At 32.7% G+C, this 11,584-nt stretch carries 10 protein-coding genes and 1 other RNA gene; 3 read left to right on the top strand and 8 right to left on the bottom strand.

Features of this window, described 5'->3' with window-relative positions:
- The first annotated feature begins 5 nt into the window (after positions 1-5).
- Positions 6-593, top strand: a complete 588-nt coding sequence (locus tag H277_RS0103675; RefSeq protein WP_019974228.1) for a sugar transferase — start codon at positions 6-8, stop codon at positions 591-593.
- A gap of 38 nt (positions 594-631) precedes the next feature.
- Here the strand turns inward: H277_RS0103675 and H277_RS0103670 are convergent, their stop codons facing one another.
- The 4 genes from H277_RS0103670 to glmM form a co-directional block, all read right to left on the bottom strand.
- Positions 632-2,260, bottom strand: coding sequence for an acyl-CoA carboxylase subunit beta (locus tag H277_RS0103670; RefSeq protein WP_019974227.1), 1,629 nt, complete (start codon positions 2,258-2,260; stop codon positions 632-634).
- A gap of 70 nt (positions 2,261-2,330) precedes the next feature.
- Positions 2,331-2,918, bottom strand: a complete 588-nt coding sequence (locus H277_RS0103665; RefSeq protein WP_019974226.1) for an acyl carrier protein phosphodiesterase — start codon at positions 2,916-2,918, stop codon at positions 2,331-2,333.
- Between the two features lie 89 nt (positions 2,919-3,007).
- Positions 3,008-4,381 carry a tetratricopeptide repeat protein gene (locus tag H277_RS0103655; RefSeq protein WP_019974224.1) on the bottom strand — a complete coding sequence of 458 codons (1,374 nt, stop codon included), beginning with the start codon at positions 4,379-4,381 and terminating at the stop codon, positions 3,008-3,010.
- A gap of 92 nt (positions 4,382-4,473) precedes the next feature.
- The gene (gene glmM, locus H277_RS0103650; protein ID WP_019974223.1) at positions 4,474-5,856 is read right to left on the bottom strand and encodes a phosphoglucosamine mutase; all 1,383 of its coding nucleotides are present in this window, start codon (positions 5,854-5,856) and stop codon (positions 4,474-4,476) included.
- A 121-nt stretch (positions 5,857-5,977) separates the two neighbouring features.
- Between glmM and H277_RS0103645 the strand changes: the two genes are divergently transcribed.
- The gene (locus H277_RS0103645; protein WP_019974222.1) at positions 5,978-6,292 is read left to right on the top strand and encodes a GlsB/YeaQ/YmgE family stress response membrane protein; all 315 of its coding nucleotides are present in this window, start codon (positions 5,978-5,980) and stop codon (positions 6,290-6,292) included.
- Positions 6,293-6,364: 72 nt separating this feature from the next.
- Here H277_RS0103645 and H277_RS0103640 read toward each other — a convergent pair whose 3' ends face one another.
- The 4 genes from H277_RS0103640 to ffs all read right to left on the bottom strand — a co-directional run bounded on the left by H277_RS0103640 (position 6,365) and on the right by ffs (position 10,782).
- Positions 6,365-6,931: an acetate uptake transporter gene (locus H277_RS0103640; protein ID WP_019974221.1), complete on the bottom strand. Its 567-nt coding sequence runs from the start codon at positions 6,929-6,931 to the stop codon at positions 6,365-6,367.
- Positions 6,932-7,125: 194 nt separating this feature from the next.
- Positions 7,126-8,973 carry a membrane protein insertase YidC gene (gene yidC, locus H277_RS0103635; protein ID WP_019974220.1) on the bottom strand — a complete coding sequence of 616 codons (1,848 nt, stop codon included), beginning with the start codon at positions 8,971-8,973 and terminating at the stop codon, positions 7,126-7,128.
- A complete protein-coding gene (locus H277_RS18555; RefSeq protein WP_019974219.1) occupies positions 8,951-10,603 on the bottom strand; it encodes a CTP synthase in 1,653 nt (550 codons plus the stop codon). The genes yidC and H277_RS18555 overlap by 23 nt, the downstream gene beginning before the upstream one ends.
- Positions 10,604-10,683: 80 nt before the next feature.
- Positions 10,684-10,782: signal recognition particle sRNA small type (ffs, locus tag H277_RS19935), an RNA gene on the bottom strand.
- 271 nt (positions 10,783-11,053) lie between these two features.
- On the opposite strand from ffs, the gene H277_RS0103625 reads away from it, so the two are divergent.
- Positions 11,054-11,581: a DUF4199 domain-containing protein gene (locus tag H277_RS0103625; protein ID WP_169337509.1), complete on the top strand. Its 528-nt coding sequence runs from the start codon at positions 11,054-11,056 to the stop codon at positions 11,579-11,581.
- Positions 11,582-11,584 lie beyond the last annotated feature (3 nt).

The following is an 11,584-nucleotide window of genomic DNA, read 5'->3' as shown; positions in this document are numbered from 1 at the left end:
TTGAAATGTTAATAAAGCACATATTTGATTATATACTTGCATTAATCCTACTAATTTTTTTAGTGGGATTAATTGTTTTGTTGATGATCATAAGTTCTTTTGAAACGAAACAATTGGGGCTTTTTACACAAAATAGAGTGGGCAGGAAAGGAAAGTTATTCAAGATATATAAAATACGAACAATTAAAGGAACCTCGAAATCAACAATCACGACAAATCAACATCAAGTAACCAAAATTGGAAAAATTCTTAGGGAGTATAAATTAGACGAATTACCTCAATTAGTCAATATCTTAAAAGGAGAGATGAGCTTTGTGGGGCCGCGTCCAGATGTAGAAGGGTATGCTGACAAATTAGTTGGAGAAGATAGAATTATGCTTAATGTAAAGCCAGGGATCACTGGCCCCGCCCAATTAAAATACAGGAATGAAGAAGATATTTTATCGAAAGTAAAAGACCCTATTATGTATAATGATACTGTGCTATGGCCGGATAAAGTCAGAATAAATATAGAGTATGTTAAAAATTGGAGTTTCAAAAAAGACCTGGTTTATATGTTCAAAACGATAATTAAAAATAAAAGAGAAGCTTAAAATTAGCTTCTCTTTTATTTTTGAACATATTTTTATTTCTAAACTTGAATAACACCTAGATTGAATTGTTTTTCAATCGGAGCATGATTGGCAGCTTCAATTCCCATCGAAATCCATTTTCGTGTATCCAATGGATCAATAATTCCATCTGTCCACAATCTTGCCGCAGCATAATACGGACTTGTTTCATCATTGTATTTTGCTATAATTTCATCCAAAAGCTCTTGTTTTTTCACTTCATCAACTTCAACTCCTTGTGCTTTTAAAGTGGCTTCTTTAATTTGTAATAAAACTTTTGCTGCTTGTTCTCCTCCCATAACCGCTAATTGCGCAGATGGCCAAGCAACAATCAATCGTGGATCATAAGCCTTTCCACACATGGCATAATTTCCGGCACCATAAGAATTTCCTACAACAATTGTAAATTTAGGTACAACAGAATTAGAAACAGCATTTACCATTTTAGCACCATCTTTGATGATTCCTCCATGCTCAGATTTAGATCCAACCATAAATCCGGTTACATCTTGCAAGAAGACCAATGGAATTTTCTTTTGATTACAGTTTGCAATAAAACGGGTAGCTTTATCGGCAGAATCAGAATAAATTACACCGCCAAATTGCATTCCGTCTTTCTTCGATTTTACAATTTTACGCTGATTGGCTACTATTCCTACAGCCCATCCGTCAATACGTGCATAGGTACAGATGATTGATTTTCCATAATCAGGTTTGTATTCATCCAATTCAGAGTGATCAACAAGTCTGTTAATAATATCATACATATCATATTGCTCAGCACGGGAAGCTGGCAAAATTCCATAAATTTCGTTTTCGTCTAAAGTAGGTTTTGCAGATGCGATACGATTAAATCCTGCTTTCTCGTAATCCCCGATCTTACCAACAATAGATTTTATTCTGTCTAACGCATCTTTATCATCCTTTGCTTTATAATCAGTCACACCAGATATTTCGCAATGTGTTGTTGCTCCGCCTAAAGTTTCATTATCGATATCTTCTCCAATGGCAGCTTTTACCAAATAACTTCCGGCTAGGAAAATAGAGCCTGTTTTATCTACAATCATCGCTTCGTCGCTCATAATTGGTAAATAAGCACCGCCGGCAACACAACTTCCCATTACAGCAGAAATTTGAGTAATTCCCATCGAAGACATCATCGCATTATTTCGGAAAATGCGACCAAAGTTTTCTTTGTCAGGAAAAATTTCATCTTGCATAGGTAAATAAACGCCTGCACTATCTACCAAATAAATAATTGGTAATCTGTTTTCCATTGCAATTTCCTGTGCACGTAAATTCTTTTTTCCTGTAATCGGAAACCAGGCTCCGGCCTTTACTGTAGCGTCATTCGCAACGACAATACATTGTTTTCCGGAAATATATCCTATTTTTACAACAACTCCTCCGGAAGGGCATCCGCCATGTTCTTTGTACATTTCATCTCCCGTTAAAGCCCCAATTTCTAAGCTAGGTTTTTTATCGTCAAAAAGATAATCGATACGTTCTCTTGCTGACATTTTTCCTTTGCTATGTAGAGCATCTATTCTTTTCTGGCCTCCGCCAAGGTAAACTTCGTTCAGTTTTTGGCGCAGTTTTGAAAGTAATAATTTATTATGATCCTCTCTTTTATTAAAAGTTAAATCCATTGTGGTTTTCTGTTTGTTTACAGCCCTAAACTAATGAATTTTATCGAATTCTTAAAATGAATTTTAATACTTAAGGAGTAATGAATACAAAGCTCTTACAGTGTGATTGTAATTGAGGAAAGAAATTGAGAAAATCATTTTCGAGATGTGAATAATTTTTTTCGAATACCGGAATTATTTCATGCAGATTGTTTTGAAATTTTGTTCGGCTTCCAATTCCCTTCAAGGTTTTTTGAACACCTTCTATGGTCGAATAATTCTCAAACCAATCATATTTTAACAAATAAAAAATGGTTTCCTGAAGTTTTTTTGGAAATGAATCGTAATTGATGTTAAAAAGTTGATAACAAGCTGATTTAAATTGTTCAAAAGAAGTTTCGGAAAAATCATTCCAATATTTAATTAAAAAATAATCATAAATCACATCAATGATGATGGGCGCAAATTTATGTTGCGTATCGTGAAAATAACTCGAACTTTGTTTGACAATATCATGAGAGTCGGTAAATGTATCAATTGTACGATGAAGCAAAATTCCTTTTTGAATTTCATCATCATAACTAAGGTATTGCTTTCCTTTTACGATTTCTCCAAGCAGATTTCCTATTTGAAGAGAATGATTTCCGAAAGATAAATATTGGTGCGCGACAAAGTTCATATGGGAATTGTTGATGATTAAAGATACATTATTTTTTGTTGTCTTCTATAAAGTTGGAGATCACGTAAACATCAACAATTCTATTGCTTTTATTTTTGATTTAAGTGTTCAATTTTTTCTTGAAGAATAGGGTAGTGCTCTATCATCATATCTTTAATATTTCGATCTAAACTTAATGCATTACTCAATGCTTCGTTTCCTAATTGATCTTGATCAGTTAAATAATAAACATTACTCAATTGATAGAAAAATTCTGCTCGGTTGAAGTTTTTCAAGGCACCGCTAATTATGACTGCTATGGCTTGTTCATATTCTCCAATAGCAATCAGCGTTTCAATATAGGCGAACCATGTGTTGAAAACTAAAGGCTTTAGCTCAACTAATCTGGAAAGACTTTTTATGGCTTCTTCAAACTTCATTTGTTTCAAGAAATAATAAGTCGAATTTGTATAATATTCTGCATTATCTTCATTCAATTCTAATGCGCGTTGAATGTAATATTCCGCTTCCTCTAAATTACCCATTTTATCATATAAAGCTGCAGACTTTGCCCAAACTTTATCCAGTTGAGGATCTTCTTTTATCGCAATATGATAGGCTTTTAATGCCTTTTGAGGTTTTTCCAGCTTTTCGTACAATTCACCAATTTTAAGATGGGTTACAGCAGGAGAGTCATCATATTCTAATGTTTCTTCTAATGTTTCTATCGCCTGGTTGTATTCACCTAATTCTTCCAAAGAAGCAGCCTTGTTTGCATGTCCCGCAATAGAATTAGGATTGATGGCGATAACATAATCCAATGCATTGATAGCTTCTGCATACATTTTTTTGTAATTGTATAATAAGCCAAGTTGTAACCAGGCTACTTCAGAATAAGGATTATCATCAATAAAATCTTTCAAAAAAGCAATACAATCATCCGGATTATGGATTTCCTCATAACATTGAATAATAGAATAAAAAGAATAATCATTTTCTGGATTAAATTTTACAGCTTTTTTAAAAGCAATCAAGGCTGAATGAACTTCATCCAAATTCAAATATTCGTTCCCAATACAATTACAGATAAAATCTGTTTCTTCATCATCTATCAACAAGGCTTCTTCGTAAAAGCCGATTGCTTTTCGAGGCATATTTTTCATTCCCCAAAAACGAGCCTGAACAAGTAAGTAATCCAGTTCATTGGATGCTAAATCTTTTAACTCTTGAATTAATTTTGCTGAACGTTTCAATTCGTTAATAGAAAGAAAATATTCAACTTTCTTAATTTTGATATCAATGTTATCAGGGTGCATTTTTTCAGCAAAATCTAAGGCACGTTTTGCATATTCACTATCGTTTACCTCAATATAGAATTCAATAATTTCGACCAAATCCTCTGAATCGTAATATTTATATTCACGATTGTCAAGCATTTGTTCGAAAGCTTCAATCAGTTCGTTGTTAAAAAAATCTTCGTCCATAGTATCAGACTAATTTACAAAATAAAATGTGCAAAAATCCTAACGAATTGTTAGAGTTTTGCACATTTATTAAACAATTAAAATTGATTATATTAGATGATATTTTTGATGCTTTCGATCATTTTATCAGCCAATTTATTTGCATTTTCTTCAGAAGTACTTTCAGTATAAATACGAATAATTGGTTCTGTGTTAGATTTTCTCAAGTGAACCCATTCGGTTGGGAAATCAATTTTTACACCATCAACTGTATTGATTTGTTCGTTTTTATAGATGTCTTGAATTTTCACTAACAATTCGTCTACATTAATTTCCGGAGTCAATTCGATCTTTTTCTTAGCCATAAAATAAGCCGGATAAGAAGCTCTCAATTCAGAAACAGTAATATTTTGTTCAGCTAAATGAGTTAGGAATAAGGCAATTCCTACTAAAGAATCTCTACCATAATGCAATTCCGGGTAAATTATTCCGCCATTTCCTTCTCCTCCAATTTTTGCATCGGTATTCTTCATTTCAACGACAACATTCACTTCTCCTACAGCAGAAGGGACATATTTTTGTCCATATTTTTCTGTGATATCACACAAAGCACGAGAAGAAGATAAATTAGAAACCGTAGCAGAAGGTGTTTTTGATAAAACATAATCAGCCACAGCAACTAAAGTGTATTCTTCACCAAACATTTCGCCTTTCTCATCGATAATTGCTAAACGATCAACATCCGGATCAACAACGATTCCGAAATCTGCTTGTTCATCAATCACCTTTTTACAAATATCTCCTAAATGTTCTTTTAAAGGTTCCGGATTATGAGGAAAATGTCCATTTGGTTCGCAATACATATCGTAATGAATGACACCCAAACGTTGTAATAATTTTGGAATGGCAATTCCTCCGGTTGAATTAACCGCATCGATGGCAACCTTGAAATTTTTATTTTGAATTGCTTTAGCATTAACTAGTGGTAAAGCCAAAATTTTCTCAATATGTAAATCAATGGCATCATCAAAAGTTTCATAAGATCCTAAATCATCAACTTCAGCAAATGTATAATCATCTTTGTCTGCAAAAGCTAAAATTTGCGCGCCGTCTTCTGCAGAAACAAACTCTCCTTTTGCATTTAATAATTTCAAAGCATTCCATTCTTTTGGATTATGAGAAGCGGTTAAAATAATACCTCCGTCTGCATGCAAATGTGTTACCATAACTTCTACGGTTGGGGTTGTAGATAAACCCAGATCGACAACATGAATTCCTAATCCTTGTAAAGTTGAACAGACTAATTGAGAAACCATTTGTCCGGAAATCCGGGCATCACGGCCAATAATTACTTTATAATCTGATTGATTTGATTGCTTTTTTAACCATGTTCCGTATGCAGCAGCAAATTTTACAGCATCAATTGGCGTTAAATTATCTCCTGGTTTACCCCCGATAGTTCCGCGAAAACCTGAAATTGATTTAATTAGAGACATAAATTTTATTTTTTTATAGTAGACAAATTTACAAAATCCAAAAACTTTTCTTATCTTTTTGGAACGATTTTAGTTAAGATTTGCTTAACAATTTATACAACCATAAAAAATATTATTAATTATGATGACAACTTCATTTATTATGCTAGGTATTACGGGCGTTTGGAGCTTCTTGGTGTACCTTGTGTTCGGTTTGATTTGTGCAGGAATTGCTAAAGCCATTATGCCGGGAAAAGATCCGGGAGGATTTTGGGTTACAGCATTAATTGGTATTGTTGGGGCTTATTTAGGAGCTTATATGCGTACAATTTTAGGAATTTCTCATGACGGAGAAGTTAGTTTCTTCAGTCCGCTTGATTGGATTTTCTCAATTTTAGGGGCTCTAATTCTATTGTTTATTTGGAAAAAATTATTGGCTCCGATGTTCAATAAATAGACTATTAAATTCAAGTATAAAAAAAATCCTTTATCAAAACTGATAAAGGATTTTTTTTATACGAAAGTCTGTTTATAGTGGAAGAATTGCTTTTTCATATTTCTGATTAATCATGATTGCAGAAGCTTCATAAAATGCGATAAAACCACAAACAATACCAACCCAACCCGCAAAATGTAAAATTCCTTCATCTTCTGTAAAATTAGCTGCAGCTAATAAAAAGAATAAAAATGTTAATGAGCTAAACAGTAATTTTCCGACTAAATTACCTTTTAAGGTTTGCAGGAAATTGATGAAGGTAAATAATCCCCACATTCCTAAATAACATCCCATGGCGTTTCCGTCCGGTTTTTCTACACCGAACATAGGTGCTAACCAGGTAAAAACGAGTGTCAACCAAAATGCTCCATAGGACATAAATGCAATGCTTCCAAAGTTGTTTCCTTTTTTCCATTCCATAACTCCTGCAATAAATTGAGCTCCGCCACCAAAAAAAACACCCATTCCCATAATCATACTATTAATAGGAAAGAAGCCTGCATTGTGGATATTTAATAAAATTGTAGTCATTGCAAATCCAAATAAACCCAGTGGCCCTGGATTCGCAGTTTCATCTTTAATTGAGTAAATATTATTCATATGTATTATTATTTAAAGACAATAATAATCTGAAAATAATAAATAAAAAACAATTTATTCAATAAAAGTGTAATTAGTACACTATTAAAGTATTTTTAATTGAATATATACATGATTAAGAATAAATTATTAGAAAATAAAAAAAGTCCGTTAATAATTAATAACGGACTTTTTAAAATTGAATGATATCGAAATTATTTCTTTTTATTCTTTTGTTGTTGCTCTTGCATTTCTTGTGCTTGTTTCATCATCTCTTGCATACGAGTTGCAAACTTACCTTGTTTTTTAGGTTTCGTTTTATTTGTCTCGATAATTTGATGAATTTTCGCTTCATGGATCATGTATTTCTTAATATACAATACAATAAAAATATTAATTGCATTGGATACTAAATAATACCACGATAAACCAGAGGCATAATTATTAAGGAATACAAAGAAGAAAACCGGCATAACATACATCATATACTTCATGAACTGCATATTCGGCATTCCTTCTTGTTGTGGCAATTGGAAGTTATCCATTGATCCTGAAACTTTAAAATAAATCATCATTGCAACGATATACAATAAAGCAAACACACTTAAGTGTCCGTTAAGGAATGGTACCCATTCCGGTAATTTGATTAAATCATCAAAAGCCGTTAAATCGTCTACAAACCAAAAAGGAACACCTCTTAAGTCGATTAAGTTCGGGAAGAAACGGAACAACGCATAGAAAATAGGGATTTGTAATAACGCCGGTAAACATCCTGCTAATGGATTAATACCTGCATTACGATAAATTGCCATTGTTTCTTGTTGTTTCTTCATCGCATCCTTTGGATCCTTGTATTTTTCATTGATTTCATTCAATTCTGGACGAACAACTTTCATCAAGGCAGATTGGCGGTATTGTTTGTACATAATTGGAGATAAAACCAATTTTACTACAATTGTCATCAAGAAGATAACCCATCCGTATGTAATTCCGACAGAAGCCAACCATTTGAAAATATTCAGGAAGAAATATTTATTCAACCAACCAAATAATCCCCAACCAAAGTCAATTAAGTTTTGGAATCCTTTGTCGTTGTAATCTTTCAACATTTTATAATCCAATGGAATAAAATCCCATGTGAATTTCGAGTTGATTTCACTGTTTTTTAAATCTAACTGAGAATTTAAGTGGTAGTGTTTGCTATACGTTAAATCTTCTTTCTCCGAATTTTTAGAACCTCCTTTTGTGTTCTTAAACCCTTCGTCATTTGATAAAACAGTAGCGAAGAATTGTTGTTTATTGGCAACCCAAGAAATCGCTTCTTCTTTCTCTTCCCATTCGTCCGCACCAAATAATTCGTATTCAATGTCCTTGTTTCCTTTGAACTGAAAATAAGTATGAGACCAATATTTTTCTTGATCTTTCCCTTTTTCTGTACTGAAACCGTCCATTGTCCACGCCAAATCGACTTTGTTATCTGATGTAATATTAGATAAACCTTGTGTTTTTATTTCAAAATCGATTCCGTATGAATCTCCTAACGTATAGATGTATTGAATCTGACTATTTTGAGCATTCGCTGTAAATGTTACAATTGTATTGTTCGCATTTTTTTGTACTTGAGGGACAAATATTAAATCCGAAACATTCAAAACAGTGCCTTGTTTTGTTTTGAATGATAAATTGAATGTACTCGATCCGTCTTTTACTAAATGTAAAGGATCTTTGTGTCCGTCTTTTTTGTCATTATAAGCTGTATATCCGATGACTTGTACATCAGAAATTTGGGCTCCTTTTGGTGAAAAAGTGACCTTTAATTTATCATTACTAACTTCGACATCTTTTGCTAATGTAGGATCTACAGTTTGAAAAGCTTGTGTTGTAGCTATTTTATTTAATTGTTCCTGTTTTTTCGCTTGCTCTTGTTTCTGAACTAATTCTTTTTTCTGAGCTTCGATTTGTTCTTCCGAAGGTCTGTTAAGAAAATAGAATACGCCAAAAAGAATTGCAATTAAAATAAAACCAATCGTTTGGTTAAAATCAAATTTTTTCTCTTGTTGCATTTAATAAATCATTTTGTTTATTCAATAAAGCTGCCTCGATAAAACTTATAAATAAAGGATGTGGCGAAGCAACTGTACTCTTGTATTCCGGATGGAATTGTACACCGATATAAAACGGGTGTTGATTATGTTCTAAAATTTCGACTAACTCTGTTTCTGGATTTTTCCCCACCGGAATAAAATTGTGTTCAACAAATTCGTTGTAAAAATCATTGTTGAATTCATATCTATGACGATGACGCTCTAAGATTTCTGTTGTATTGTAAATTTTCTCAATTTTTGTATTTGGAGTTAAATTACATTTCCAGTTCCCTAAACGCATTGTTCCACCTTTATCTGATACATCTTTTTGATCTTCCATCAAACTGATAACAGGATAAGGCGTTGTTAAATCCATTTCTGCTGAATCTGCTTTTTCGTAACCTAAAACATTACGAGCAAATTCAATTGCCATAATTTGCATTCCCAAACAAATTCCTAAAGTTGGAATATTATTTCTTCGTGCATAATTTGCTGCAATTATTTTACCTAAAATTCCACGATCTCCAAAACCTGGAGCAATTAAAACTCCTGAAACTCCTTTCAGTTGCTCGCCAACATTATCTTCTGTAATATCTCCAGAATATACCCAACGAACTTTTACATTCGTTTCGCATGTTGCAGCAGCATGTGTAAATGCTTCTGTAATAGATTTATAAGAATCATGTAACGAAACATATTTACCAACTAAAGCAATTTCTATTTCGTTTTTAGGATTTTTATGATTTGATAAGAATTTATTCCAAACGGTGAAATTTGGTTCTTGATCAGTTGGCAAATCTAAGCCTTTTAAAACAACTTCGTCAAAATTTTGTTCATGTAATAAGAATGGAACTTCATAAATTGTATCCGCATCCATACATTCGATCACATTTTCTTTGCGAACATTGCAGAATAAAGCTAATTTATTTTTAACATCTTTTGGCAGATGATGTTCAGTTCGAGTCACCAAAACATTGGCATGAATACCATTTTCCATTAATGTACGAACAGAATGTTGAGTAGGTTTTGTTTTTAATTCACCAGACGCAGCCAAATAAGGGACTAAAGTTAAGTGAATAACCAACGAATTGTGTTCGCCTAATTCCCAAGTCAACTGGCGGATTGTTTCGATATATGGTAAAGATTCGATATCTCCCACTGTACCTCCAATTTCGGTAATAATGATATCATAATCGCCTGTATTACCTAATAATTTGATACGGCGTTTGATTTCGTTTGTGATATGTGGAACAACTTGTACGGTTTTTCCTAAATAATCTCCACGACGTTCTTTTTCTATAACTGTTTGGTAAATACGACCTGTAGTAACTGAATTAGCACGAGATGTAGCACGGTTTAAGAAGCGCTCATAATGTCCTAAATCTAAATCGGTCTCGGCACCATCTTCCGTTACGTAACATTCTCCGTGCTCGTATGGATTAAGTGTTCCTGGGTCTACATTAATATAGGGATCTAATTTTTGAATTGTCACTCTATATCCTCTTGCTTCTAATAGCATTCCTAATGATGATGCTACGATTCCTTTTCCTAACGACGATGTTACTCCTCCGGTAACGAAAATGTACTTTGGTGCTTTGTTTGTTTCCATTGAATCTTTAAATCAATGGTTGCAAATTTATGAATAATTTATGGGGTAAAAAAAAGTGAAGGGTAATTTTAGAGAATAAAAATAGGCAAGCGATCTACATCACACCGCTACGACCGTATACCTTTGCTACGTTCCCGTCCTGGAGGATTCAACAGGAGCTGGTTGTGTAGGACTTGCCTGATGCAAAGGTAAGAAAGTTTTAATAAAATAAAAGTGTTTATTGAAAAAACTTTCTTGCTGATTAGGTCGGGTTAAATTAATGAATTGATTTACAACTGAAAATTAGAACTAAAAAAATAATTGATATTGTAAAAAGTAGCTGAAGAAAGGAATTTATGAAGATAAATTCCTTTTTAAATCATACAATTTAATAGAGAAAGAATTACGAGATATAATTATCTTTGCAGAATGATTAGTTTTAATAAAATTTTCAAAAGCTCTTTGGTGCTTATGGCAATAACATTAGCCTTGTTTTTTGCACTTTACTTTTATTTTTCATTAAACGGAACAGTTTCTGTAAAAGATTATTATACCTACAGCTTTATGATCTGCTGTTTTGTAGTTTTACCTTTGTATGCGTTGTATTGTTTCTTTACAATTTTCAATTTATCGAAAGTAAAAGCAAAACATCATCAATCATCAGAAGACTTAATGACATTTAAAGAAGGTTTTAAGGTAGGTTTCTATACTATTTTCTTTGCAGGGATTATGAGTTTGATTGTTATTTTTGTATTCTTTAATACTTATGGAGAATGGGCGCAAGACAGTTTGAAACAAGGTCTATTAGATACATTTACATCGAATATGTCTGATCCTAAAGTCGCAAAAGATATCGAAACATTTAGAAATTCGGACGATTATAAAACACTTAATTTATTTACAGTGAAAAATTTCTTCGGATTATTCTCAATTTTCTTATCTTTCTACATCGCAATTTCGGCGATGTTTTCACAATTCTTAAAAAAACGTGTTTTTTAACAT

This window comes from Empedobacter brevis NBRC 14943 = ATCC 43319, assembly GCF_000382425.1.
Classification (GTDB): Bacteria; Bacteroidota; Bacteroidia; order Flavobacteriales; family Weeksellaceae; genus Empedobacter; species Empedobacter brevis.
The sequence above is the reverse complement of the archived record's forward strand: the minus strand, read 5'-3'. Positions and strand labels throughout refer to the sequence as shown.

What these genes read in the sequence shown, in the direction of transcription:
- H277_RS0103675 (WP_019974228.1), top strand. Translation starts at nt 6, where the DNA reads ATGTTAATAAAGCACATATTTGATTATATACTTGCATTAATCCTACTA.
- H277_RS0103670 (WP_019974227.1), bottom strand. Translation starts at nt 2,260, where the DNA reads ATGGATTTAACTTTTAATAAAAGAGAGGATCATAATAAATTATTACTT.
- H277_RS0103665 (WP_019974226.1), bottom strand. Translation starts at nt 2,918, where the DNA reads ATGAACTTTGTCGCGCACCAATATTTATCTTTCGGAAATCATTCTCTT.
- H277_RS0103655 (WP_019974224.1), bottom strand. Translation starts at nt 4,381, where the DNA reads ATGGACGAAGATTTTTTTAACAACGAACTGATTGAAGCTTTCGAACAA.
- glmM (WP_019974223.1), bottom strand. Translation starts at nt 5,856, where the DNA reads ATGTCTCTAATTAAATCAATTTCAGGTTTTCGCGGAACTATCGGGGGT.
- H277_RS0103645 (WP_019974222.1), top strand. Translation starts at nt 5,978, where the DNA reads ATGATGACAACTTCATTTATTATGCTAGGTATTACGGGCGTTTGGAGC.
- H277_RS0103640 (WP_019974221.1), bottom strand. Translation starts at nt 6,931, where the DNA reads ATGAATAATATTTACTCAATTAAAGATGAAACTGCGAATCCAGGGCCA.
- yidC (WP_019974220.1), bottom strand. Translation starts at nt 8,973, where the DNA reads ATGCAACAAGAGAAAAAATTTGATTTTAACCAAACGATTGGTTTTATT.
- H277_RS18555 (WP_019974219.1), bottom strand. Translation starts at nt 10,603, where the DNA reads ATGGAAACAAACAAAGCACCAAAGTACATTTTCGTTACCGGAGGAGTA.
- H277_RS0103625 (WP_169337509.1), top strand. Translation starts at nt 11,054, where the DNA reads ATGGCAATAACATTAGCCTTGTTTTTTGCACTTTACTTTTATTTTTCA.